Source organism: Myxococcus sp. CA039A (assembly GCF_013336645.1).
Lineage (GTDB): Bacteria > Myxococcota > Myxococcia > Myxococcales > Myxococcaceae > Myxococcus > Myxococcus llanfairpwllgwyngyllgogerychwyrndrobwllllantysiliogogogochensis.
Genome location: NZ_JABUMQ010000006.1, coordinates 1 through 24,647, shown reverse-complemented (window position 1 = coordinate 24,647; position 24,647 = coordinate 1). Strand labels below are relative to the sequence as shown.

Annotated in this window: 23 protein-coding genes and 1 pseudogene; 10 read left to right on the top strand and 14 right to left on the bottom strand. The window is 68.1% G+C overall.

The features are described from left to right. The first annotated feature begins 332 nt into the window (after positions 1 to 332). Positions 333 to 1,322, top strand: a complete 990-nt coding sequence (locus HR086_RS01720) for an aldo/keto reductase (protein ID WP_174464660.1) — start codon at positions 333 to 335, stop codon at positions 1,320 to 1,322. Positions 1,323 to 1,452: 130 nt separating this feature from the next. Then, positions 1,453 to 1,620, top strand: a pseudogene (locus HR086_RS01715) (deaminase); the annotation flags it as partial. Positions 1,621 to 1,651: 31 nt separating this feature from the next. Here HR086_RS01715 and HR086_RS01710 read toward each other — a convergent pair. Then, on the bottom strand, positions 1,652 to 3,979 hold the full coding sequence (locus HR086_RS01710; protein ID WP_174464659.1) for an arylsulfatase: 2,328 nt from the start codon (positions 3,977 to 3,979) through the stop codon (positions 1,652 to 1,654). 186 nt (positions 3,980 to 4,165) lie between these two features. Between HR086_RS01710 and HR086_RS01705 the strand changes: the two genes are divergently transcribed. Continuing rightward, complete coding sequence (locus tag HR086_RS01705; RefSeq protein WP_217441645.1) at positions 4,166 to 4,426, top strand: hypothetical protein; 261 nt, start codon at positions 4,166 to 4,168, stop codon at positions 4,424 to 4,426. 109 nt (positions 4,427 to 4,535) lie between these two features. Next, positions 4,536 to 5,732, top strand: coding sequence for an SGNH/GDSL hydrolase family protein (locus HR086_RS01700; protein WP_254626135.1), 1,197 nt, complete (start codon positions 4,536 to 4,538; stop codon positions 5,730 to 5,732). 62 nt (positions 5,733 to 5,794) lie between these two features. Here the strand turns inward: HR086_RS01700 and HR086_RS01695 are convergent, their stop codons facing one another. From HR086_RS01695 to HR086_RS01655, 9 genes are all read right to left on the bottom strand, one after another. Then, positions 5,795 to 6,226, bottom strand: a complete 432-nt coding sequence (locus tag HR086_RS01695) for a DoxX family protein (RefSeq protein ID WP_174464658.1) — start codon at positions 6,224 to 6,226, stop codon at positions 5,795 to 5,797. 218 nt (positions 6,227 to 6,444) lie between these two features. Beyond that, the gene (locus tag HR086_RS01690) at positions 6,445 to 6,648 is read right to left on the bottom strand and encodes a cold-shock protein (protein ID WP_141640366.1); all 204 of its coding nucleotides are present in this window, start codon (positions 6,646 to 6,648) and stop codon (positions 6,445 to 6,447) included. A 237-nt stretch (positions 6,649 to 6,885) separates the two neighbouring features. Continuing rightward, complete coding sequence (locus HR086_RS01685; RefSeq protein ID WP_174464657.1) at positions 6,886 to 8,781, bottom strand: bifunctional UDP-sugar hydrolase/5'-nucleotidase; 1,896 nt, start codon at positions 8,779 to 8,781, stop codon at positions 6,886 to 6,888. Between the two features lie 248 nt (positions 8,782 to 9,029). After that, on the bottom strand, positions 9,030 to 11,171 hold the full coding sequence (locus HR086_RS01680) for a M28 family peptidase (RefSeq protein WP_174464656.1): 2,142 nt from the start codon (positions 11,169 to 11,171) through the stop codon (positions 9,030 to 9,032). 8 nt (positions 11,172 to 11,179) lie between these two features. Beyond that, the gene (locus HR086_RS01675; protein WP_174464655.1) at positions 11,180 to 11,560 is read right to left on the bottom strand and encodes a GFA family protein; all 381 of its coding nucleotides are present in this window, start codon (positions 11,558 to 11,560) and stop codon (positions 11,180 to 11,182) included. Between the two features lie 22 nt (positions 11,561 to 11,582). After that, positions 11,583 to 12,173 carry a DKNYY domain-containing protein gene (locus HR086_RS01670; RefSeq protein WP_174464654.1) on the bottom strand — a complete coding sequence of 197 codons (591 nt, stop codon included), beginning with the start codon at positions 12,171 to 12,173 and terminating at the stop codon, positions 11,583 to 11,585. A 150-nt stretch (positions 12,174 to 12,323) separates the two neighbouring features. After that, the gene (locus HR086_RS01665) at positions 12,324 to 12,695 is read right to left on the bottom strand and encodes a hypothetical protein (protein ID WP_141647839.1); all 372 of its coding nucleotides are present in this window, start codon (positions 12,693 to 12,695) and stop codon (positions 12,324 to 12,326) included. Beyond that, positions 12,692 to 13,783, bottom strand: coding sequence for an acyl-CoA desaturase (locus HR086_RS01660; RefSeq protein ID WP_217440866.1), 1,092 nt, complete (start codon positions 13,781 to 13,783; stop codon positions 12,692 to 12,694). The genes HR086_RS01665 and HR086_RS01660 overlap by 4 nt, the downstream gene beginning before the upstream one ends. A gap of 431 nt (positions 13,784 to 14,214) precedes the next feature. After that, positions 14,215 to 15,225 (bottom strand): zinc-dependent alcohol dehydrogenase family protein, encoded by a 1,011-nt coding sequence (locus HR086_RS01655; protein ID WP_174464653.1) that lies wholly within the window; start codon positions 15,223 to 15,225, stop codon positions 14,215 to 14,217. Positions 15,226 to 15,403: 178 nt separating this feature from the next. Between HR086_RS01655 and HR086_RS01650 the strand changes: the two genes are divergently transcribed. Further along, on the top strand, positions 15,404 to 16,267 hold the full coding sequence (locus tag HR086_RS01650) for a helix-turn-helix domain-containing protein (RefSeq protein WP_174464652.1): 864 nt from the start codon (positions 15,404 to 15,406) through the stop codon (positions 16,265 to 16,267). Positions 16,268 to 16,279: 12 nt separating this feature from the next. Here the strand turns inward: HR086_RS01650 and HR086_RS01645 are convergent, their stop codons facing one another. Further along, on the bottom strand, positions 16,280 to 17,032 hold the full coding sequence (locus tag HR086_RS01645; protein WP_174464651.1) for a hypothetical protein: 753 nt from the start codon (positions 17,030 to 17,032) through the stop codon (positions 16,280 to 16,282). Positions 17,033 to 17,219: 187 nt separating this feature from the next. Here HR086_RS01645 and HR086_RS01640 point away from each other — a divergent pair, with 187 nt between their 5' ends. Further along, positions 17,220 to 18,455, top strand: coding sequence for a hypothetical protein (locus HR086_RS01640; RefSeq protein WP_174464650.1), 1,236 nt, complete (start codon positions 17,220 to 17,222; stop codon positions 18,453 to 18,455). Between the two features lie 233 nt (positions 18,456 to 18,688). On the opposite strand, the gene HR086_RS01635 is transcribed toward HR086_RS01640, so the two are convergent. After that, positions 18,689 to 19,531, bottom strand: coding sequence for a dienelactone hydrolase family protein (locus tag HR086_RS01635; protein WP_174464649.1), 843 nt, complete (start codon positions 19,529 to 19,531; stop codon positions 18,689 to 18,691). A 92-nt stretch (positions 19,532 to 19,623) separates the two neighbouring features. On the opposite strand from HR086_RS01635, the gene HR086_RS01630 reads away from it, so the two are divergent. Further along, positions 19,624 to 20,580 carry a GlxA family transcriptional regulator gene (locus tag HR086_RS01630; RefSeq protein WP_174464648.1) on the top strand — a complete coding sequence of 319 codons (957 nt, stop codon included), beginning with the start codon at positions 19,624 to 19,626 and terminating at the stop codon, positions 20,578 to 20,580. A gap of 91 nt (positions 20,581 to 20,671) precedes the next feature. Here HR086_RS01630 and HR086_RS01625 read toward each other — a convergent pair whose 3' ends face one another. Both HR086_RS01625 and HR086_RS01620 read right to left on the bottom strand, forming a co-directional pair. After that, positions 20,672 to 21,097 carry a PaaI family thioesterase gene (locus HR086_RS01625; RefSeq protein ID WP_141647832.1) on the bottom strand — a complete coding sequence of 142 codons (426 nt, stop codon included), beginning with the start codon at positions 21,095 to 21,097 and terminating at the stop codon, positions 20,672 to 20,674. An 86-nt stretch (positions 21,098 to 21,183) separates the two neighbouring features. Further along, on the bottom strand, positions 21,184 to 22,146 hold the full coding sequence (locus HR086_RS01620; RefSeq protein WP_174464647.1) for an AraC family transcriptional regulator: 963 nt from the start codon (positions 22,144 to 22,146) through the stop codon (positions 21,184 to 21,186). A gap of 144 nt (positions 22,147 to 22,290) precedes the next feature. Between HR086_RS01620 and HR086_RS01615 the strand changes: the two genes are divergently transcribed. The 3 genes from HR086_RS01615 (at position 22,291) to HR086_RS01605 (ending at position 24,513) form a co-directional block, all read left to right on the top strand. Continuing rightward, complete coding sequence (locus HR086_RS01615; RefSeq protein WP_174464646.1) at positions 22,291 to 22,734, top strand: DUF4267 domain-containing protein; 444 nt, start codon at positions 22,291 to 22,293, stop codon at positions 22,732 to 22,734. Positions 22,735 to 22,999: 265 nt separating this feature from the next. Further along, on the top strand, positions 23,000 to 23,653 hold the full coding sequence (locus tag HR086_RS01610; protein ID WP_174464686.1) for a hemolysin III family protein: 654 nt from the start codon (positions 23,000 to 23,002) through the stop codon (positions 23,651 to 23,653). A gap of 77 nt (positions 23,654 to 23,730) precedes the next feature. Then, positions 23,731 to 24,513 (top strand): polymer-forming cytoskeletal protein, encoded by a 783-nt coding sequence (locus tag HR086_RS01605; RefSeq protein ID WP_174464645.1) that lies wholly within the window; start codon positions 23,731 to 23,733, stop codon positions 24,511 to 24,513. Positions 24,514 to 24,647: the final 134 nt, after the last annotated feature.

Sequence of the window (24,647 nt, the reverse complement as noted above, 5' to 3'; positions counted from 1 at the left end):
TGGTGCCTCCCCTGCATGGTGGAGTTGTCACCCCGGGAGGCGCGCCCCCATGCTGACGAGGAGACGGCGAGCCCCCTATGCTGCCGTCATCGGACGCCCGGTGCCCGCGAGGCAGCCCCGCCGCATTATCAATCAGGCCTTACAAGCCCATGGGCTTCGGCGCGCCTGGTCCACTCAGGACCCGGGGCCTACCTTTCTTCGTGAACAGGGTGCGGCAGACCCGAACTGACCCCCGGCGCGCGTCGGACAGACCGGCTCGAGGCCGTCGTCGCGGGCATCGCGCGAGCGGGCGGCCAGGCAGGGGCTCCGAAAGACCCACGGGAGGTAGCGCCATGAAGAAGCGCGGACTTGGGAAGAGCGACCTGGAAGTCTCGGCCATTGGACTTGGCTGCATGGGCATGAGCTTCGGCTTCGGCCCTGCGATGGACCGGCAGCAAGCGATTGCGCTCATCCGGGCGGCCGTCGAGAAGGGCGTCACGTTCTTCGACACCGCCGAAGTCTATGGTCCCTACACGAACGAGGAGCTCGTGGGCGAGGCGCTCGCGCCCTTCCGCAAGCAGGTGGCCATCGCCACCAAGTTCGGGTTCAGGCTCGATGAGAACGGGAAGCAGGCCGGCATGGACAGCCGGCCCGAGCACATCAAGCAGGTCGCCGAAGCCTCGCTCAAGCGGCTCAAGGTCGAGGTCATCGACCTCTTCTACCAGCACCGTGTGGACCCGAACGTGCCCATCGAGGACGTCGCGGGCGCGGTGAAGGACCTGATTCGTGAAGGCAAGGTGAGGCACTTCGGGCTCTCCGAAGCCGGTGCGCAGACTGTCCGTCGGGCGCACGCGGTCCAGCCCGTCACGGCGCTGCAGAACGAGTACTCACTCTGGTGGAGACGGCCGGAGGAGGACGTGCTGCCGACCCTCGAGGAGCTGGGCATCGGCCTCGTCGCCTTCAGTCCGCTCGGTAAGGGCTTCCTGACGGGGAAGATCGACGAGACGACCTCCTTCGCCAAGGACGACTTCCGCAACATCGTCCCGCGCTTCACCACCGAGGCCCGGAAGGCGAACCAGGCCCTGGTCGACCTGCTGACCCAGGTCGCCGCCAGGAAGCAGGCGACACCGGCGCAGATTGCGCTCGCGTGGCTGCTCGCCCAGAAGCCGTGGATCGTCCCCATCCCAGGCACCACGAAGTTGCACCGCCTCGAGGAGAACCTCGGCGCGGCCCGCATCGAGCTGACGGCGCAGGACCTTCACGAGCTCCGGGACGCGGCCTCGAAAATCACCGTGCAGGGTGCGCGCTACCCGGAGGCGCTGGAGAAGACGACAGGCCGCTGAATCACCGCGTCCCACGCGCCAGCACAGGCGCTCAGCAATACTCCGGGGAGCAGCGACCCCGGCCTTTTCGCGAGGACACCGCGGATGCGTGAAGTGAAGCGCCCATGCGTGGATGACTGGCCGGATTTCAATCGACGAGCTGAGCGTACTGGTGGCGCCCATCGCCGATGGTTCCATCGGCACCCCGTCGCTCTTCGATGCACGCAAGGGGAAGGGACCCACTCGCCATCTCAAGCGGGTCTCCTTCGAGAAGCGCACCGGCGACCTGCTCTGGCTGCGCTACAAGCCCAAACGCTGAACCGACTTCGCCATGGGGAGGGTCCTCCTCCTCACTCCTGGGAGAAGGCGAGCCGCAGCTCTCCTTCCGCGTCACGCTCGCCCTTCACGTCCACCACGAGCTTCTCCAGCGTCCCCGTGAAGACGAACGGCACCTGGTAGCGAGAGCTGACGGCCGTGCCCGTGTTCCGCCCCACGAGCAGGCCATACCCCGTCATGGCGCTGTACATCGCCCCCATCTTGATGCCCTTGAGCGCTCCGACCTGCTCGTCGTCCATCAACAGGACCACATCGCCCGTGGAGAAGTCCGGCTTGAGATGTTTTCCCGTCGGCGTGAAGCGCACCCCCAACCTGTGCTGCCCGGCTGGGACCACCCGGGTCGAGGACACGGCGTACTCCTCGATCTTGAGGTAGTTGTGGACGTAGTGCAGCCGGCCCTCCTGGACGAACAGGGTCCATCCACCGAACGCCCCGCCAAAACAAGCCAGCACCCCCTCCGCGCCAGCGTCAGGGAGGGAGACAAACGCGGTGACGGTGTGCGGCTTGCCCAGCAGCGCAGGCCCCGCCAGCGGGTGCAGGTTCGACGTGCCCGTGTAGAACGTATAGCGCTCCCTGGGCAGTGCGGCGACGGGGCGCCCTGGGTCCGCGGCACGCTCATAGCGCCGGTCGTCGAGCGGCCGGACCTGGTACTTCCTGGCCTCGACCTCCCACAGCGCAATCAGTTGCTGGAGCTTCTCGGGGTGCTTCGCGGCGACATCGTCGAACTCCGTCGTGTCGACGTCGGTGTTGTAGAGTTCCCAGCGGTCCTCGTCCCAGGACGTGCCCTTCTTGTGCCACGCCACGGCCGTCCAGCCGTCCGACCACAGGGCCCTGCTGCCGAGCATCTCGTAGTACTGCACCTTCTTGCGCGTCTTCGCCGTCGCATCGTCGAACGTATAGGCGAGGCTCACCCCCTGAACGGGCATCTGCTTGACGCCGTTGACTGACGTGGGCTCGGGAAGCCCACCCACTTCGAGCAGGGTCGGAACGATATCGATGATGTGGTGGTACTGATTGCGAATCGCTCCCCGCGCTCGAATCCTCGCGGGCCAGGAGATGATGAGCGCATCGGTGTTGCCACCCATATGCGTGTCCTGCTTCCACTTCTTGAAGGGCGCGTTCCCCGCGAGGGACCAGCCCATCGGATACAGCGGGTCCGTCTCGGGACCGCCCACCTGGTCCAGGAGCAGGGTCATCTCCTCCACGGTCTCCGGGTTGAAATTCCGATACCGGTCCGTATTCGTGACGCCGTGCTCCAACCCTTCTTGAGACGCCCCGTTGTCGGAGGCGACCAGGATGAGCGTGTTGTCACGGAGCCCCAGTTCGTCGAGCGCGGCGAGCAGGCGACCGATGTGGTGGTCGGCATGGTCGAGCATCCCGGCGAAGGCCTCCTGGAGCCGGCAGTACACCGCCTTCTGCGCCTCGCTCAAGTCGCTCCAGGCGGAGACCGCGGGGTCTCGCGGAGTCAGTCGCGCGCTTTCGGGAAGGAGGCCCAGCACCTTCTGCCGCGCGAGCACCTCCTCGCGGACCTTGTCCCAGCCCTGCGCGAACCGACCCCGGTACTTGTCGACGAACTCCCGGGGCGCATGGAGCGGTGAGTGGCATGCCCCGAGCGCGAGATACGTGAAGAAGGGTCGCCCGGTGTTCGCCTGTTGCTGGTCCCGGATGTAGGTGATGGTCCGGTCCACCAGGTCTTCGGTCAGGTGATATCCCGGACGCGTGGGCGTCTCGATGAACTGATTGTCCTGGACCAGCAACGGCGCCCACTGGTCGGTCTCTCCTCCGAGGAACCCGTAGAACTTCTCGAAGCCCACGGCGACCGGCCAGCGGTCGAACGGCCCCGCGGCGGTGTAGGCGGTATACGGGGTGAGATGCCACTTCCCGAGGGCCATGGTGTTGTAACCATTCTGCTTCAGTACTTCAGCCACCGTGGCGGCGCTCTTCGGAATCGACCCGTAGCTGCCAGGAAAACCCGTGGCCGCCTCGGTGATGGCGGCGAGCCCCACGGAGTGATGGTTGCGACCGGTGAGCAACGCCGCACGCGAGGGTGAGCAGAGCGCCGTCGTATGGAAGTTGTTGTACCGCAGCCCCGTGCTCGCGAGCGTGTCGAGGTTCGGCGTCTCGATGGGGCCGCCGTAACACCCCAACTGCCCGAAGCCGACATCGTCCAGGAGGATGATGAGCACGTTCGGCGCACCCTCCGGCGCGACCAGGGGGAGTGCGGGTGTCCAGTCGGGCACGGAGTCCTGGTAGGTCTCGCCAATCGTCCCACCGAAGGCAGACGGCTCGGGCGGCAGGACGGTGCGGTCCGGCGTGGAGTGATTGTGTTTCCTGGAAGTCATGCGAGGCCCCCCGCTGCATGGAGAAAAGAGACTGGGGAGTGGAGGGTGCGCAGGCAATGACCGCGCCCCGCCTGACCCGAGCGGAAGACACAGCAGTCGATGCTCCTCACACGTGCCCTCCAGGCGGAAGCTCGCTATCCTGGGAAGGCTTCAAATTCCAGAATTTCTCTCTCCGAGGGTCTCATCATGCGCAAGAGCATCATGGGTGGGTTGTTGGCGGTCGGAATGCTGGCGGGCTGCGGCGGTGTCGACAACGTGGGTGAGGACTCCCAGTTGGGCACGCGCGAGGACGAGCTCCCCTTCTGTGAAGGGTTCTCCTTCGTCACGTACTACAGCGACGCGACCTACAGCGTGCAGGTCGGCCATGGGGACTGCAGCTGTGGCCATACGCTGCGCGTCGTCGGACAGAAGACGGACTTCGCCGTGTATCTCCCCGAGAACTGTTGAGCGGCGTCGCCCCAAGGAAACCTCGGCCCGCGTGTCGCGCGGGTCGAGCCTCGCGGCGCGGCCGCAGGGCACCTGCACCCGCGCCGTGGTACGCATCGAGGGCATGAGGATGAGTCCGCATACGCCGCGCGGTATCGCAGTCATCCTCGGCCTCGGCTTGACGCTGGCCGCGTGCAGACCACCAGCGCCTCCCTCCAAATCCCTGACGTGGGTGACCATTCCCGCCACGGACCCTCGGCTGCGCTACACCGGGCGGTCGTACCGCGCCCCCACCGGCGTCGTCTTCTCCCACCCCGGAGTCACGATTCGCGCGAGCTTCTGGGGAGACGCCGTGCGGATGCAGCTCAACGACATGGGGCTGGGCGGCGATGCGGGGACCAACTTCTTCGATGTCGTGATTGACGGAGCACCGCCCCAGCAGCTCGCGGTGCATCGCGGCCAGCTCACCTATGAGCTCGCCACCGGCCTGGACGAGGGACGGCACACGGTGGAGCTCGTCAAGCGCACCGAGTCCTCGGTGGGCGCAAGCGAGCTGGTGGCACTGGAGGTCCATGGCGAGCTTCATGAGCCTCCCGCACGCGAGGGGCTCCGGATGGAGTTCATCGGGGACTCCATCACCTGTGGCTACGGCAACGACGTCACCGTCATCCCCCAGCCACCGCCCTGGAGCGCGCCGACCTTCACCTCGAAGCACCAGAATCCCCAGCGGAGCTACGCCTGGCTCACGGCGCTGGCGCTGGGCGCGGAGCCCGTCCTCCTCTGCTATTCCGGCCGGGGGGTGTATCGCAACCTGGACGCGTCGACGTTGGGACTGCTGCCCGCCATCTACGAGTTCGCCGTCCCGGACCAGGCCGTCCCGTGGGACTTCTCGCACGAGTCGCCCGACGTGATTGTCGTCAACGCCGGCACCAACGACACCTTCGCCGGCAGTGGCACCGACGCGTACCTTCCAGATGAAGCGACCTTCAAGTCCGCCTACCGGTCCTTCCTCGAGCGACTGCGGACGCTGCACCCACGGGCGCACATCGTCTGCACGCTGGGCAGCATGACGGACGGCCACAAGGACGCCGAAGGGGCTGGCGGGCCGCCGTCGGTGCATGTCGGCCAATGGATTTCCGACCTCGTGGCGGAACGTCACCAACAGGGGGATGCCCGGGTCTACCGCCACGAGATGGCAGAGCAGGTCCCCGAACTCGACGGTGTCGGCGAGGATTGGCACCCGTCCGCCGCCACGCACCGGAAGATGGCGGCGGCGCTGAGCCAGTTCATCGAGACAGTCGTGTGCCCCTGTCGCACGTCTCCGTGACTTGGACCTGGAACACCGGTGAGTCCCCCACCTTCGCGCTCACCGACCTGAGCGGCCGCGGCTCAAGCGCCGGCGAGTCTCTTCCGCAGCCAGGCGTCCACAGAGAATCGTCCAGGCCCCACGGTCAGCAGCACCACCGCGATGATGAGGTACAGGAGCGCTATCTCGTAGCTGCCCGTGTGGCCGACGAAGGGGTCTCCCCGAATCACCGCGTGGAAGTGCACCGCGACCGCCATCGTGAAGAAGATTCCCAAGGAGGCCAGGGGCACCAGCGCGCCCAGAATCCACGCGAGCCCGCCGCCGAACTCGGAGAGCGCCGCCAGCGCCTGGAGCACGCCCGGCGTGGAGGCCTCGGCCCCCATCCAGTGGAACGGGTCCTGAATCTTCGACCAGCCGTGGAACATGAACGCGGCCCCGGCGACGACCCGGAGCAGCAGGAGCCCCGTGCTGGCCAGCGTCGACGGGGGTGGAGGAAACAGCGAGGCGAGCTTCATGGCAGTCCCTTCGAGGAGCGCGGCACCTGGGCCGGAGCGGGGACATAAACCGGCGGGTCCGCGCACGCGCTCTCGCTGCCAATGGATTGGAATCTTGCCGAAGCCGGCGGCCCTCACGCGGGGCGGACACCGCGGGGCCCGGAAAATACAGAAGGCCCGACCCACGAATGGATCGGACCCTCTGGGTGAATCACGAAGTCGTCAGGATGACGATGGGCTTAGATCGGGCGAACGTTCTGAGCCTGCAGGCCCTTGGGGCCCCGGGCGACATCGAACTCCACCTTCTGGCCTTCGGCCAGCGAGCGGAAGCCGTCCGCCTGGATCGACGTGTGGTGGCAGAACAGGTCCTCGCCCCCGCCGTCCTGGGTGATGAAGCCGAAGCCCTTCGCATCGTTGAACCACTTCACGGTACCGGTTGCCATTGCCTTGTTCTTCTTTCATCGCGGACAGGGAGAGTCGCCGTCCGGCCCCACAGAGTATCAACCCTACAAGACGGTGCAGCCTAAGCATCTGCCTTGGAAGATGTCCACCCCCACGCACGTCACCCATGACGCTTCTGCCCCTTCTTTCACTTCTGGACGGGGCAACGCAGCGAGCCAACGTCCGCTGTGTTCCAAGTTTTCCCCTGCTGACGGTCTGCCAGCTCCGCCAGCCCGGGATTACTGGTGCCCGGGGAGCCGTCCGGGGCCTCGGAGGTCGCCCCCTTGGCGGCCAACGGAGGGACCGCACTTCGCGGGGCCGAGCGTGGAGGCGAAGTACGGGGTGTAGAGGTCGGGCACGAGGGAGAAGTTGCAGGTGTTCACCGCCTCCGGGGACAGGCCCTGGTGCGACTGCATGTAGCGGGCGACGTAGTCGCGAACGCCGTCAGCGGAGGTCCAGAGCACGCGGCCCTCCTTGAACATGGCGTACCCGCCTCCTCCGCCCGCGCGGTAGTTGTTGATGGCGACGATGAAGACCTGGTCGTCGGTGACGTCCGCGCCCTGGAAGCGCAGGTGCGTGAGCCGGGAGCCGGCGGGCTTCGTCAGGTCGTAGCCGTAGTCGATGCGCGAGTAGAGGTCCCAGTTGTAGTCGGCGACCACGGGCGAGGTGGCCTTGGCGCCCTCGGGCCTCGCGGGCAGGTTGCTCGCGTCGAGCGTGCCGAAATAGAGGGTGTTCATCTCCAGCGCGCGCCGGAGGATGGAGCCGTTGATCTCCATCACGTACAGCGTGTTGTCGTAGATGTAGATGCTGTAGGCGTCGCGCAGGGTGACGTCGCCGGCCGGCAGCGCCCCATCGTTGGTGAAGAGGGCGGCCAGGGACAGGTCCACGTCGAAGCCGGCCTCGTGAGCGGCCTCCTCCTGGACGATGTTGATGAGGTCCCCCAGGGGGCTGTCGACGTAGCGTCCCGCGAAGCCTCCGGGGAACGGGGCGGTGGTGGTGCCAATCTTCTGGTTCACGTAAGCAACGGTAGTGTCGTGGTAGTTCTGGGTGAGCTGCGTGACGGCGGCATCCGCGGCGACCTTGTCGTCCACGACGTGAAGCCGGGCGTCATGAGCGTCCACGCCCCACCGCTCCCCGTTCCAGGTGACCTGAAGCTGAACGTCCGCCAGGTGGCTGCCCCAGCGGTTGGGCTGGGTGAGGAGGACCTCGCGGCCTTGCGGGTTCTTCAGCAGCATCTTCGGGATGGGCTGGTGGGTGTGGCCGGTGAGGAGCACGTCCACGTCGGGTACGCCCTGGGCAATCTGCACGGCCTCGTTCTCACCGGGGAGGTTGCCCCGGTCCGCCCACTTCGAGTCATCCGTGTAGTCGGCCAGCCACGAGTCAGGGTTGCTCGCGCTGCCGACGGGCTGCCTGTCCGGGCCGCTGTGGATGGCCACCACCACCACGTCCGCGCCGGCCTGCTTCATCCTCGGCACGTAGGTCTTCGCCGTCTCCAGCGGGTCATCGAAGCGCAGACCGGGGATGTTCTCCGCGCGCTCCCACGTCGCCACGCCGGGCGTCACGAGGCCGAGGATGCCGACCGTCACGTCGCAGACCTTGGTGAGCACGTAGGGCGTGAAGACCTCGGAGCCGTCCGCGCTGTCGCGCACGTTGGCGCCGAGCAGGGGGAAGTTGACCTCGCTCTTGAACTTGTTGAGCACGTCGAGGCCGTAGTTGAACTCGTGGTTGCCCACGGCCATGGCCACGTACCCCAGCTCGCTCATCGCGGCGGCCATGGGGTGCCGGGGCGCGTTGTCCACCAGGGCATAGTAGGTGCCGAGTGGCGTGCCCTGGATGGTGTCACCGGTGTCGACGAGCAGCGTGCAGTCCGGGTTCTTCTCGCGCTCCTGCTTGATGAGCGTGGCCACCTTGGCGACGCCGCGCTTCGCGTCGGGCTTCCCGGTGAAGTAGTCCCACGGGAAGATGTTCGTGTGCAGGTCGCTCGTCTGCAGCAGCGTCAGCGTGCGCGGCGAGGTGTCCCGAGGAATGGGCCGGGGCGGCACGTCGGTGGATTCACAGGCTGTCAGCAGCGAGCAGGCCCCCACGAGGCAAACGGAGGTGGTGCGCAGCTCGCGCATCAGGACAGGCAAACGCATCAGAAGACCTCGACGAGGAGTGATGCCGGGACGAACCGCCCAGCGCGAGGGGACCCTAACGCTCCCCTCTGACGCGTCCCACCCTCGAGCCCCCGCGATGCCCACCCGTGAACCTCCCGTGGCCAACACCCCGCGGAAGCTCCGGGTGCGCCGCCATGGCGACAGGCCGTGGCGTCCCCGCGAATGAAGAGCCGGGCACACCCGGGCTGTCCTTCACCAGGAAGTGCCGCTCCTCGCGAGGCCCGCCCTCAGCGGGCGCTCGTCATGATGCCGCCCTGCTCCAGCAGCCCGAAGAGGTCCAGCAGCGCCTCCACGGGGAAGACGTAGCCGTACTCGGCATAGGCCGCGTCGCGGATGTCCGCCACGGAGCGCCTGCCGTCGGCGTAGCTCGCGATGGCGTCGGGCAGTTGGTAGAAGCGCAGCTCGCCTTCTCCGCGCTCTCGCAGGGTGGTGGTCGCGTCGTTCAGCGCGGCCTGCACGGCCGCCACGCGGGGCTTCGTCTCGGGGCTGGCCTTGGTCACCAACTCGTCGAACGCCGCCAGCTCCTGCCCCTTCACGCGGCGGGGGACGAAGGCCCGGGCCCGGCGCTCGGCCTCGGTGGGCGCGGGTTCTCGCGAGGCCCCTCCGCGCGCCTTGACGTCCGCTTCCACGCGCTCCAACGCCTGGGCCTCGGAGGTCTCCAGCGTCCTGGTCAGCGCGCGCACGGCGGTCGCTGGCGCACCCAGGAGCTGGCAGGAGCGCAGGGCCTCGCGCTCGCGCTGGTAGCCGGCGCGCACCACGGCGCGAGCCAGCCGGGAGGTGCCCGCGACTTGAGCGACGGGGGCCGAGGCCAGGTCGCGACGGGCCCGGAACTCGTCCTCCGCCACGCGCCGCACACCGTGCACCGCCACCAGTCGCGCCAGGTCCAGCGCGCCGGAGCCCTCCGCCCAGGCGGCGACGGTGATGGAGGACAGGCCCGCGAAGGCGGCGCGGTGAAGCTGCGTGGGGTCCACGTTCTCCGGCCGGTCGCCGCTGGTGTGGTAGCCGTCGTCGGGCCAGGTGGAGAAGGCCACGCCCGGGATGCCGTGGTCGTTGAAGAGCTGGTGGTCCGAGCCGCGACTGTAGCGGTCCATATGGGCATCCAGCGGGTCCTGGGAGCCGGTGACCGAGCCGATGCGGAAGTCCTTCCGAGGCGGATACGTCACCCCGTTGAAGCGGTTCATGAAGGCCACGGTGGACTCGGACACCGCGTTCACGAAGCTGCCATTCCAATCCGGCGTATAGGACACCAGAAAGCGGGAGTGGACGCGGGACAGGCTCGCGCCGAGCATGTCGAAGTTGAAGTGGGCCACCCTCCGCACGGGGTCCGCGCCGTGGTGGGAGAACCACTCGCGGGTGCCCTCGAACTCCGGCAGCCACAGCACGCGCACGGTGCGCACGGGAGGCGGCAGCACGCCCTGGCGAATGAGCGTGGTGTACGTGCGCACCAGCTCCAGCAAGGTGGCCGAGCCCGAGGCGTTGTCATCCGCCCCCGGCTTGTAGTGGTCCAGGTGCGCGGTGAGGACGACCTCCTCACCGGCGCGCGTGCCGGGGATGACGCCACTGACGATGCTGTAGTGCCCCGGGTACTCCTCGGTGGCGACGCTCACGTCCACCTTCACCGGGCCCGTGCGCATCTGCGCTCGCAGCTCGCGCCCCTGGCGGTCGGAGACCATGAACAGGAAGGGGTTCCGCGCGCCCTGGGGCACCAGGCCCGGCGGGACGATGGCCCAGCCCACCTGGTCCGGGAAGTCGCCGTCCATGCGGTGGGGCATGTTCCAGGGAGGCGTCGAGTAGGAAGAGACGACGCCCACCGCGCCGAGCTTCGTCACCGCCGTGCGCAGGGTGGCACTGGGATGGCCGCGCGTGAGCGCCACCTTGCCCTTCAGGTCCTTGCCCGCGTACTCCTCATCCCGAGCGCCGGTGCCCACATCGACCAGTTCCAGGCCCGTGCCCTCGAAGCTGCCGCTCTTCAGCGCCAGCGACATGGGCAGGTCCGCGTGGGAAGTGACTCTGTACCGGTGGGGGCCCGTCACCCACAGCTCGCCCCGCGCGGCGCGCCACTGGGGCGCATCCTTCATCGGCTCCAGGCGCACGTCCTTCAAGCCGGCGGCCTCGGCGGCGGCCTTCGTCCACTCGGCCGCTTCGGTGTAGCCCCCCTGATTGTCCCGGGCGAGCAGCGCCAGCCGCTGCACCCCATCGTGGATGCGGTCGCCGGAGCTCTCCTGGATGAGCGCGCGCACCACGTCGTCCCGCAGCACCAGGCCGGTGGTGGGCGACACGGGCCCCAGTGGAGACGAGGGCGCCTGGGCGGCGGCGCTGAGCGCGGCGAGGACGACGAGGGCGGCGAAGGGGCGTGGGAGGGTGTGCATGCGCCGTCCTATTGTGCGTGCTGGGGCAGGCCGTCGCCCAACTCGTAGTAGTCGCCCTTGTCGGCCACGAAGATGTGCTTCGCGAGCCGGGTGTCCGTGGGCGAATCGAAGGCGCCCATGGCGATGGCCACCACGTCCTTGTTGAGCGGCTCCCAGAAGAGCACCGAGCCGCAGGTGGAGCAGAACCCTCGCCGCACCTTTTCGGAGGAGCGAAACCAGGTGACCTTGTCGGCGCCATGGATGGTCACCGCGGCGCGGGGGACGTCCGTGGAGGCCCAGAAGTGTCCCGATTGCTTGCGACACTGTGAGCAATGACAGGCATTGGGTGGAGGAAGGGGGCCCGTGACTTCGAACGTGATGGCCCCGCAAAGGCAGGATCCTCTGTGCATGGCGTGCTCCTCTCTTCGTCGTCTACTGGGAGTCCTCTGCCGCTTCCGCGTCGCTGATGAATTCGCCATTCACCATCCGGCCGCGCTCCTCCAGCCGGTAGGAGGCGTTCTTGTCCTTCGCCATCGCCCCGTCCTGGCCGACCAGCTCGAAGGTCGCGACATCGACACCTTCCATGCGCCGCCCCACGCCATACACGGCGACGCCATCCGTCCCGTAGTAGGCGCTCAGCAGCCGGAAGTGCTCGGCGTCGACGCCCGGCAGGGCGCTGGCGCCGTAGAACACCGTGTCCTGGTCTTTCGACCAGTACGAAGTCTCGCGCAGCACCTCGAAGCTGTCCCGGTCAGCGCCCGGGAGCCGCTGCTCATGGAAGTAGATGCTGTACTTGTCTTCAGCGTACCCGCGAGCGCCCCTCCTCAGCTCCCGGAAGGTTTCGGCGTCGGCGCCCAGCACCTCGGACAAGCCGATTCCGGCCGCGTGGTAGAAGACCTTCCCGCCCTTGATTTCGTAGCTGTTCCGGAAGGCGAAAAAGAGAAAGCCGCCGGAGAAGAACAGCACGACCCCCACGAGGACGAGGACGCCGACTGCGAGCACGATGATTCGGGTGGGGCTCATGGCCGCCGAGCCTAGCGTGGGGCGTTTTCACCTCGCAGCAAAACCCACGACTCCGTCAGCCGCGCTGGACGGCGGTGTCACCCACCGCGTCCACGGAGTCGCGTCCCGTCAGGGCGCGGGGTGGAGCGGCGAGCCACTCCACCGCCCCACCTACCAGTAGCGACGGGGAGGCGCCACGCGCGGCGGAGGCGCCGGCAGCGGCTCCAGCATGCCGCACTTCAACAGCCGGTCGACGGCTTCCTTGACCGACTTCGCGGAGATGTCGCAGCCCTCGAGGCTCTGCGTCGCCTCCGAGACGGTCCGCCCTCCTGCCTCGAACTCCACCAGGTAGAGCCCATCCTCCGCGGCGAGCCCGAGCGACGCACCCCAGGTGGCGCGCGCCGCATCGAACTGGGCACGACCCGTGCCGGACTTGGCCGCTTCAATCATCACGGAATACGCCGCCACGGCTTCCGTGCCCTTGGGCGAAAGCCGGAACTTCTGCGCCCGCCCGTACCGCACCTTCTCTGTCTCGTCACTCATACCGCGACCTCGATGGCAGGCTGCCCCATCCGCTTGAGCCACCGCACGTGGCTCTTCAATGCCGCACCCACGCTCTCGTTCGCCCGATAGCGGATGCCGTGCTCCCGACAGGTGTCCTCGACGATACGAGACAGCGCCGGGTAGTGCAGGTGACACACCCTGGGGAAGAGGTGGTGTTCCACCTGGAAGTTCAGCCCCCCCAGGTACCAGCTCACCAACGGGTTGCCCCGCGCGAAGTCCACCGTCGAGGCGACCTGATGTGAGGCCCAGTCGCGAGGAAAGGTGGCGCCACCCTCGGGTGGCAGGGAGAAGTCCGCTTCCTCCACACAGTGCGCCATCTGGAACACCGTGGCCAGGATCAACCCGAGCACGAACGAGGTGAGCGCGTGGCACAACAGGACCTGCCAGAGCGGGTGGAAATACCACGGCAACAGCAGCGACCAGCCGTAGAACAGGAGCTTGCCGCCCACGGCCCCGGCCAGCTTCCGCTTGTTCGGGCGTGGCATCTTCTGCCGCCCCACGCGCCCGTTGACCAAATCCTTGAGGTCATCGACGAAGTGCCACTTCACGGTCAACAGCCCGTAGAGCAACCAGATATAGGCGTACTGGAAGCGATGCGCCTTCAGCAGTCGCTGGCCTGGTGCGAGCCGACACAGCGGCTGGATGTCGATGTCCTCATCGAGCCCCACCACGTTCGTGTGGCTGTGATGGAAGATGTTGTGTTTCCAGCTCCACACGTAGGACGAGCCGCCGATGGCGTCGAGCGTGCCGCCCAGCAGCTCGTTGATGCCACGATGCGCGGAGTAGCTTCCGTGGTTGGCGTCATGCTGGACGCTGAACCCCACGCCCGCGATGGCCAGCCCCAGCGACAGGCACCCGGCGACCGCGCCCCAGGGGCCCGTGGCGCCGAAGACGAGCCAGGCATAGGACGCCGTGAACCAGCCCAGGATGATGACCGTCTTCGCGTACATCCAGGGGAGGTCGCGGGGTGAGCGCCCGCTTGCTCCCAGGTAGAGCTCCACTCGCGCCTGGAGGTCCTGGAGAAAGGCCCCTGACTCGAGAAACTTCGCCTTCGTCGCGTGCGACAACGTCCACCACCTTCACGCCCCAGGGACACCATCGGTGGAGTCTGGAGTCGCGCTGGGAGGACCCCGCCGCGGCCATCGCCTGCCTGGTGCCGAAGGTCCATGTAACACATCGACCCCACGAACTGTTCCGGCCTCTTGGGCCCCGAAGCTCCCCGGGCCGTCGCCAAACAGAACGCCCCCCTGGCGTCCATGTCGAACCCTTGCATCCAACACCGCGCCAACAGTGGGCCTCTGTGCGCAGCCGCCTTCCCCCGCGTCGACATTCCACGGGGGCGTGATTCGGATGCATGCGGATTGAGCAGCGGCTTGGATTTCCCACCCATGGCGTGCTCCTCGATGGGGCCGACTTCGCCCGCCGCCATTCCAGGGGCGGCGCGCGGCGTCGGCCCCCAGAGAGGTGTTTCGAGCTCCTCCGCCAGGGCATGGCTCCGTCAGCGTCCGGACACCGTGGACTCTCTCGGCATCCGGAAGAAGCGCTTGCCGGCCTCGGGGCGCCCGAGGCTCTCCTCCACCGCGAGCTTGAAGTCCTCCAGCGCATGGGACGGGCCCACGGGGACCTGGAAGCTTGCGGGCGCGGAGAGCGTCACGAGGTGCTGGAGCAGCGCTTCGTCCTCCCGCCTCGGCGCATCGAAGAAGTAGCGATACACGTAGGCCCGCAGGTGCAGGTCCTTCATCAGGAGGTCGAAGTTGTGGAGGCTGAAGCGCTCCGGACTGAAGCCTCCATAAACAATCACCTGTCCGCCCGGAGCGCTCTCCTGGATGAGGGCCTCCAGCAGCGCTCCACCCACGCAGTCGATGACGCCGTGGACCCCCTGCCCTCCCGTGAGCGCTCGTACGCGCGCGCCGACGTCCACCCTTCCCTCCGAGAGCGCCAGGACGGCGGAGATGCCCAGCGACTCCAGGTCCAGCGTCGCCTGTCGCTCTCGCACGATGGAGAGGACCTTCACACCGCGAAGCCGGGCGAACTGCGCCACCAGCGTCGCCACGGTAGAGTTGCCCGCGGTGAGCGCTAGCCACTGCCCCGACCGCACGTTCGCCCGCTCGAGCAGGTCCCAAGCGGTGATGATGTTGAAGAACTGGGAGGCCTTCTCCAGCGGGTAGTCCGGTGGCAGCCGGATGAGCCGCTCGGCGGGGAGGGCCACGTGCTCGGCCCAGGAGTCGAAGTGGCTGAACGCGACGAGGGTCCCCGGCTCCCACGAGACGACGCCCTTTCCCACGCGGGTGATGATGCCGGCGCCGTGGTTGCCCGCGACCTGTCCCGGCAACGCGGGCTTCTTCGGCTCCGGATACAGGCCCTGGATGAAGAGGAAGTCTCCCGGGTTGATGGACGCCGAGAGCAGCTTGAGCCGCACCTCGCCCTCGCGGGGCTCCGGCACGGGGACCTCTCGAAGCTGAAGCACCTCCAGCGGCGGGCCCATCTGGTCGAACACAATCGCTTTCATTCGCACCTCCAGCTCGGCGGACGTGCCGAGTGGGCGCACCATCTCTCCGACACGGTGCTCGCATCGCGCACGCTCCGCTTCGCGCGGAGCACAATCGGCTGCTCGCGCGCACCCACGGAAAGCCGGGCGTGGGCGCGGACACCCCACTACATCTGTCGCTTCCGGACCGGAGCGCGAGATGGACCTGCGGGACGGGGCGAGCGCCCCACGAGCAGCAAGTGAAGTCGGAGACCTGGGCACGGCGCGACACTCGGGCGTCCCAGGCCGGGTGGGACTGCGCGTCGAGCCGCGCACGGAGCCGCGAGGCCGGGTGGAGCTGGCGCCACTGACCGAGCACCTGCTGTCCGTCCACGTGGGACCTTCCGCCCGGATGACCTGCCATGTCCGACAGCGCTATTCCTCGGGAGATGCCACGCTCCTGCCCGCGGGCTTCTCTGGAAGCTGGGTCGAGGAGGAGCCCAGGCGCTCCCTCACCGTGCGGCTGGCACCCGCGCTGCTGCGCCTCGCGGCGGAAGACCTGGGACTGCCGCCCGAGCGCGCGGGCCTGACGCCCCAGCACCGATTCCGCGACGCCCGCATCGAGCACATCGTCCACGCGCTCGAAGCGGACCGCACCGCCGCACGCCCCAACGGCAGGCTCTACACGGAGGGCCTGGGACTGGCCCTCGCGGTCCATCTCCTGAACCACTACCCCGCGCCCCGGGAGGTCCGCGGCCAGCTGTCCGCACGGCAGTCACGGCAGGTGACGGACTACATCGAGAGCCACCTGGACAAGAACCTCTCCCTGGCGCGACTCGCCCGTCTCGCCGAGGTGAGCACGTCCCACTTCAGGACGCTGTTCAAGCGCTCACTCGGAATGCCCGTGCACCAGTACGTCATCCTGCGCCGGGTGGAGCGGGCCAGGGCGCTCCTCCAGGAGGGGACGCTGCCCATCAGCCAGGTGGCGCTCGAAGCGGGCTTCTCCCATCAGAGCCACCTGGCGCGCTGCATGCGACGCGTCCTGGGAGTGACGCCCAAGGCCCTCGCACGCGGCGAACGGTAGCCACACTGTCGCTCAGCCGGGCAGCAGCGCCGTCGGCACCACGAACGTCAGCTTCCGCTTTCCCTGCTGATAGGTCATCCGCGTGCGTCCCGCGCCAGCGTTCCCCTGTGCGACGGGAGGCCCCTGCCAGAGCTCGCTCCGCAAGATGCGGCCCAAAGCGTCGAGTTCGGGCTCGACGGCTTCCGCCCTGGCGACGAGCGACAGCGCGGCCTCCACGGGAACCTGGGCCCGGTGGGTCCGGCGCGTGACGCCCAGGGCCAGTCCCACCAGCGCGGCGCCCGCCTCCGACGCGACGTTCGCGCGGGGCTCCGCCGGGAAGAACCGCACGCCGTTCGACTCCATCACCACCGCGCCGGGCTGCAGCTCCATTCCAGACACGAGCCACGCGGAGGCCACCTTCAGGGCCGGGGTCGAGGACGTCGGCGCAGGCGGCTTCCACTGCTGGAGCAGCGCCAGTCCACCCCACAACTGCTTGTACTTCCACAGCAGCGGCATCGAGACCTTCCGCTCACCACGCAGTTGCACGCTCCTCAAGCGAGGCCCGACATCGACGTCCAGGCTCCGAAGCGCGTCGCGGGGAACGATGACCGCCTTGCCCAGGTTCGGCTTCCAGATGAGGCGGTGGCTGGTGAGCAGGAACTTCCCGGACCGACCCCAGAAGAACCAGATGCCCAGCAGGGGAAACACCACGGTCGGCAGCAGCGTCAGGGACACCATGAACGCGAGGAAATACGCCATGAACCACGGGCCCCCGGTCGCCAGCACGTGCTCACCTTCCTGAGGTGGGAAGGCCTTCGCCCACGTGGGCCAGTCAGACGTTGGGGGTGTGGAGTCCATGGCGGGGAACCGAACGCAGCACCTCCGCGAAGTCAAGCCGGCGCGCCCCGCGACCCACGAGTCCCCATGGTATAGGGGCCGCCCCGCAGGATGAGCCACAGAGGTGAAATCACGGATGTCGGAGCGGCATATTGAGATGTTCTGGCGGTGCTCCAGCTGTCAGCACCGCAACCTCGGTCGTCACATGGTGTGTCAGGGCTGCAAGAACGCCAAGGACGGCAGTGAGCAGTACGAGATGCCAGAGGACACGGCCTCCGCGGTGACGGTGACCGACGCGGCGCTCCTGCGAATGGCCACCGCCGGCCCCCACTGGCGTTGCGCCTACTGCGACAGCGATCAGCGAGCCCTGGACGGCGGCTGCAAGAACTGCGGCGCCTCGCCACCGGTCAGCCCTGGCACGCCCGACAAGGCCCCGGCGCCTCCCGAGAAGAAGAAGTCCCGGCGCGGGTGCATCTCCATCGTCCTCATCGTGGCGTTCTTCGGCTGCTGCTGCCCCATGTGGATGAACTCGGGGAAGTCGGGCTCGGCGTCCGTGCAGCCACCACCCGAGCAGGTCCAGACAGGCCCCGAGTGGACGAGGAACCTCCAGGTCAAGGAGCTCGCCTGGGAGCACACGGTGTCTGTCGAGCGTCGCCATCAGGTCGAGCGCGAGGGCTTCGCCGAAGACAGGCCGTCGGACGCCCTCCAGGTGAAGGCGCAGGGACAGCATCACCACCATGACGACCAGGTCCTCAATGGCTACGAGACCGTCTACTTCACGGAGCGGAAGCAGTCCGGTTACACCACCGAGACCTACCGCGACAAAGAGGCCTGCGGCGAGGACTGCTCCACCACGCCGAAGAAGTGCAAGGAAGACTGCACGAGCAACAAGAACGGCTTCGCCACGTGCAAGACCACATGCACCGGTGGGGAGAAGCGTTGCACCACCCGCTATTGCTCGGTGACCAAGACGCGGAAGGAGCCGCGCTATGTCGACGAGCGGCGCTCGCGCAAGGAGCCGCGCTATCGGAGCGTGCCCCGTAACGCACCGTGGTTCTCCTGGAAGGAGTGGACCTGGAGCCATGAGCGGGACGTGAAGGCGAGCGGGAAGACACTGGAGACCCGCTGGCCCGCTGATGCCGAGCTGCGCCCGCCCAAGGCACTGCCCAAGGGCACGCAGGAGCGAAACTCGCGCAGCGCGAGCTACACCGTCGTCTTCCAGGGCGAAGGACACCCTCCCGTCACGTACTCGCCGGAGACCCTGGAAGAGTTCCAGCGCTTCGCCATCGGCAGCACGCACACCGTCCAGCAGGAGAAGGGCGAGGTCTCGGTCGTCCCCGCGAAACCACCACCGCCCGCCGCGGCGAAATGAAGTGAGCGCGAGCCGCCCGAAGGCTTCCGGGCGGAGGCAATGAGTAGCGCCAGCGGAGACCGCCTCCCGCCAATTCGCGGGCAGGCGGCTCCGTTCCAGTCCGTCGTGGCAGCCCTCAGTGGGTCAGCACGTCCCGCCAGTTCGTGGGCAGGCGGCTCCGCTCCAGTTCGGCGCGGCTGCCCCCGTTGGGTCAGCACGCCCTGCCCCGACGGCATGGGCCCGATGCACTCCCGCTACGCCAGGAGTCTCCGGCGGAGGAACGCCAGGATTTCGTCTCGCGCGGCGGTGGTGGGTGCGTGCTCCTCGTCGACGAAGTGGACGGTCAGGACGCTGTGGGGCGTGGGGATGAACTTGAAGAAGTCATCAGGGCGCTCGGACTTCGGGCCCGCCGCGCTGTCGGGCAACACGCGCCCGAGGAACCGCTCCCCAAGTGCCTGCTGGTAGGCGGCGAAGCGCTCCGCACGACAGAAGGAATCGCCCTGGAACCGATAGGCGAGGACGGTCAGGTCTTCATCCACCAGTCGCTGCCTCACACGCTCCAGTTCCTCGGGAGCGATGTTGACGCCCCCAGGTTCGTCGAGCGGCAGCGACGGCTGGGACAGCACCGGCGCCAGCACCGCCTTCTCCAGCATCATCGACAGCGCGAAGTTGCCCGTGAAGCACATGCCCACCGCGCCCACTCCCGGGCCGCCACATTCCTCGTGCGCCTGCGCGGCAAGCGCCCTCAGCCACGCCGCGATGGGACTGGAGGCATTCGCGCCGAGCGCCCTGAACTCCTTGCTGATGCACGCGCGCTCGAAGATGGCCTTGCCCTCCTTCGCGGTGGGCACCGCGCCATCACGACCGAAGAGGCTCGGCATCCACACGGTGAAGCCGGCGTCCCGCACCCAGCGAGCGAAGCGCGCGACGCGGGGGCTGATGCCCGGCATCTCCGCCATCACGATGACCGCGGGCCCCTCTCCCGCCGTGTAGACCTTCCGCGTCTCTCCCAACAGGGTGACGTCGCGGCGCTGAAAGTCCTCCAGGGAATCGTCCTCTTCGAGATTGCGCACGGCAGGCGCGGCCTGGGTCGTCATGTGCGTTCAACTCCTTTCGCCCGCAGAAGACCACCGGCCCGCTCGACACCGCCAGTGTCCGAAAAGACGATTTTCGGGCAGATTCAGACACCATGTCCTTCACCATCATCGTCATGGAGGGCGCCTTCGCGACGAGCGTCGCTGCGACACTCGACATGCTCCGGGCCGCGCGCGCCCTGGGGGCGGAGTCGCTGCGCTTCGAGGTGTGCTCGGTCGACGGCGGACAGGTCCCACTCACGGAGCGCGTGAGCATCGACACGTCGCGCCTGCGTGCGATGGCCCGCGGTGACACGTCGACCTGGGTCATCCCGGGACTCGGCATGACCCACGCCGCCGCCGTGCACGCACGGCTCGCGAGGCCGGACGCCACGAAGCTCTCGAAGGCCATCGCCCGTCATGTCTCGCGCGGAGGGCGCGTCGCAGCCTCGTGCACCGCCGTCTTCCTGCTGCGACAAGCGGGAGTCCTGACCGGCCGAAGAGTCACCACCACCTGGTGGCTCGCGGGACTGCTCTCCGAGTTGGAGCGGCAGTGCCGGGTTGATTCGAACGCGATGGTCTGCGCGGATGGCCCCATCATCACCGCCGGCGCCGCCTTCGCGCAGACAGACCTCATGTTGCACCTGCTTCGAGAGCGCTGCGGCGCGCGACTGGTCGACCTCCTCGCTCGAACCATGCTGCTCGACGGCAGGCAGGCGCAGGCGAAGTTCATCGCACCGGAGCTGCTCGCGAACGGAGATGCGTTGATTGCGCGCATCACCGCGGCGCTCGAGGCGGGCTTCCCGAATCCCCCGGGAGTCGCCGAACTCGCCGCGCGCCTCGGCATGACGGAGCGGACCCTGTCGCGCCACGTCCAGCGTGCGACGGGCCGAAGCCCTCTCGCGCTCGTCCACAGCGTCAAGGTGCGGCGCGCCCAGGCACTGCTCCAATCGACGCACCTGAGCATCGACGACGTCGCCGCCGAGGTCGGCTACCAGGACGCGAGCACGCTTCGCCGGTTGATGAAGAAGCTCGGAGGCGGGTCACCGCGTGCGCTTCGCCCGGCGCGGTAGAGCAGGAACCCATCAACGCGCGCACGGGCCGCGAAACGCTTCGACGCCATCGAGGGCTCAGCCACGCGGGAGGCCTCCTCGACCTTCGGGCTCAGGAACCCGCGCCGCTCCGGTCCACGGGCGGAATCGCATAGGTCCCCACCGCATGGGCCACGGGCTCCGGCAGGCCTTCCGAGTAGAGGGACACCTCGCCCACCGCCAGCGTCCGGCCCAGCTTCAGCAGCTTGCACACCCCAAGGATGCGGCGGTCCGCCGACGGCTTTCGCATGAAATTGAAGCTCAGGCTCGTCGTCACGGTGAGCGGGACGATGCCAAGCTCGCCCAGAATCGCGACATAGAGCGCCACGTCCGCGGTGGCCATCAGCACCGGGCCGGACACCGTGCCTCCGGGCCGCAGCTCCGCGCGCCCGATTTCATGCGCCACGGTGGCGGACTTGTCCCCGACCTCCAGAATCCGCACCCGCGTCTGCGGGAACTCCGCGGCGATGAAGGCCGCGATTTCTTGCTGACTTGCCATCCTTCGAGTCTGCAGGAAATGCCTCGACGAAGCGTGACGAAGTCGCGCTCACCCGCGTCGACGCGCCCGGAGTGTCCACCTCATTCTCACTGCGGGTGCCCTTGCGACGGTGAGAGTTCCCCACGCGCCCTGCGTCGGTACTCGCCGGGAGGCAGGCCCATGACCCGGCGAAAGGCCCGATTGAAGGCGAACTCGGACTCATAGCCCACACGTCCCGCGATGGCCGCGAGCCCGTCCTGGCCCTCGCGCAGTGCTTGCGCGGCCTCCTGCATCCGCAGCCGGGTGAGGTACTCGTGAGGCGCCACGCCCACCTCGCTCGCGAAGCGCCGCGCGAGTGTCGCTCTCGAGGTGCCCGAACGCCGCGCAAGCTCGCTCACCGTCCAGTCCCTCCCTGGCTCGGCGTGCATCCAACCCAGGACACTCGCGAGCGTCCGGTCTCCGAGCGCGCCCAACCAGCCGGCTCCTCCCGAGGTCTGCGCATCGGCCCAGGCCCGAAGCACCTGCACCAGGAGGATGTCGAGCAGTCGCGAGACAATCACCGACGCGCCCCGCTCCCCCCGCTCATATTCCCGTTCGAGCAAGGCCACCGTGGGCAACAAGGCACGTGCTTCCTCGGACGCTCCACGCAGATGGACCCGCTCGGGAAGCAGTCGAAGCACGGGATGGGCTCCGGGCTCGTCGAACGCGAAGCAGCCACAGAGCAGGCGCGACTCCACGCCAGACCCGCCCAGCACGTAGGACGACTCCCCTTCCCCTCGCGTCGCCAGCCAGTCCTCCAGCCGAAGCTTGGGGCTGCGCGGCGAATCCGCCACGGCATGTCCATCCCCACGAGGCAGCAGCACGACGTCACCGGGCCCGAGCGCGATGACCTCTCCGCCCTGCGTCAACTGGCAGGTGCCCGCGATGACCAGGTGCAGGGCCGCCGTGGCCGTCGGTGCGAAACGCAGCCCCCACGGGGCCCGCGCCACGGTGCGGCAGTAGATCCGCCCACGAAGATGGGTGCGCTCGAGAATCTGCCCGAGCAGGTCGGAAGGATGCGTCAGGTCCATGCCTCCAGGCTAACAGCGGACTGTCCATGGCGCTCGCGCACTGAGCGTTTCAGACAAAAGACTGAGTCATCGGCGAATGGCGCTTCCGGGGCCTGAACGGCACATTCCCCTTCACAAGCGACACCGAACTCCCCTGGAGGCCCCATGAATCCGAACCCCTCGAACTTGTCCTGGAAGCTCACCTCTCCCACCGCGCTGTTCACGCTGCTGCTGGGGGCCTTCATGCTGTACCTCAGCGTCGGGGGAGTGTTGGACCCCGTCGGGGCGGCGACGGGCTTCGGCCTCCCGCTCACCGGCTCCGAAGCCATTCCCTGGATGCACGTCAAGGCGGGGCGAGACCTCGGCCTGGGGCTTGCGATCTTCGCCCTGGTGGCGACCCGGCAACGGCAGGCCGCGGGCGTCTTCGTCCTCGCCACCATCGTGATGCCCACGGTGGATGCGCTGACCGTGATGCAGAACGGGGCCTCACTCGCCTACGCACTCATGGTGCATGGAAGCGCCGCGGTCTACGGCGTCGTCCTGGCCACCGCGCTGCTGCGTCCCCGTCACCCGTCGCAAGCCGTGCTGCCGGAGAACGGAGTTCGATGAACGGGTCTGCCCGAGCCAGGCCAGGTCCGAAGGCTCACCTTCCCCCACGCGGATTCGACTCACAGAGGTGTGCGGGGAGGTGCGCCACTCGCTTCTGACACGGCACCTGTGCTTCTGATGTACCCATGTTCGTCACGCACCGCGCCAAGGGCTTCGCAGCGTCTTCCTCCCGCCACGGAAGCGGTGCCCTCGCGCTGCGAGAGAAGCCAGGCCTGCGCGCACCCGTTTCCGGCGCCCGCATCCTGGTGGGTGCCGGGGGCCTGTCCTGACCGCCCAGGCTGTCGAGAAGCCGAAGCTGCGCGGAGTGCTGCACCAGTTCGCCGCCGTGGGCGCGTTCGGCGCCGGCAGCGTGCTGGTCTCCATGGCGCCCACGCTCCGGACCGCCACCGCCGCCGCGCTGTATGCCATCAGCCTCGTCGTGCTGTTCTCGGTCAGCGCAACCTACCACCGGGTGGACTGGTCCGTGCGCGGCCGGGCCTGGATGCGGAAGATGGACCACGCCTCCATCTTCATCCTCATCGCCGGCACGTACACGCCCATCGCATTGATTGGACTCTCCGGAGCCGCGGGTGACAGCCTGCTGCTCGCCATCTGGTGCGGCGCCCTCGTTGGCGTGGTGAAGTCGCTGTTCTGGGCCCATGCTCCCAAGGTGCTCACCGCCGCCCTCGCCCTCGCGGTCGGCTGGACGCTGGTGCCCTACCTCGACGAGGTGCGCGCCGCGCTCGGCGGCGTCGAGCTGACGCTCATCCTCCTGGGGGGCGTCGCCTATACCTCGGGCGCCATCGCCTACGCCTTGAAACGCCCTGACTTCCGTCCCGGCGTCTTCGGATATCACGAGCTGTTTCACGCGTTGACCATCGTCGGCGCGCTGTTCCACTTCGTGGTGGTGCTGCGGCTCGTGCGCGCCGCGGGCGCATAGCCCCCGCGCGGTCGAAGCAAAACCGCCGTGACAGGGAACACATCGGGATGTGGCCCCCGTGCGGTATCGTGGCGAACATGATGGGCACGAAGAAACATCTGCTCCCGAAGGCACAGCGCTTCAGCGCGGGGACCCTCACGGAGGAGTCGGCGCTGGCGCTGCTGAAGAAGCACGCCCGTGGGAAGTTCGCGAAGTCGAGCACCCTCCGCTCCGCCAAGCGCTTCATCGAGCAGCGCGCCGGGGGCGACCGCGCCGACAGCGACATCCTCCACCACGTGGGGAACCTCACCCTGGAGGAGCTCGTCACCGGGCGCCGGCCGCGAATCGGCCTCCTCATCGTCGAAGGCGACCTCACCGTGAAGGGGCGTTACGAGGACTCGCTCGACCCGGAGTCGGTCGTCATCGTCACCGGCTCGCTGCGGGCCCGGGATGTCATCACCACGGGGTTCCTGGAGGTACACGGGGACCTCGTCGCCAGCCAGTCCATCCTGTTCCTCGACAATGACGCCTGCTGCGAGGTGTTCGGCGACGTCAGCGCGCCCTTCGTCTACACGAACTACCACGCGGTGAAGGTGCACGGCGGCGTGAAGGCCCGGCTCGTCACCGGGGACGCGAAGCACATCCGCAGCGCACAGAAGCACGCGTTCATCGAGGAGACCGACCCGCGCGTCCGCGAAGTCCTCTCACCGAAGCTGCTGAAGGTCTTCGCCGACGAGGTGTTCGAGGACGAAGAAGGCGAGGAGGCCGACCCCGAGGCGCCGTGGATCGACGCCATCGACGCGGAGAAGCTCGCGGCGTTCATCCGCCGGGGGCAGCCCGCGCTGGCTCAGCCCGCGGCGCCCAGACGTCGGAAGAAGTGACGGTGGGCCGCCGGGCCCTCCACGGGGACGTGAGGGGTAAGGCCTCCGAGCAGGACGCCAGCGCCCGGTAGGACCGTCACCCCAGGCGCGACGGTGGCTCGCGGACGTGTTACCCCCTCGGATCCATGCCCCCC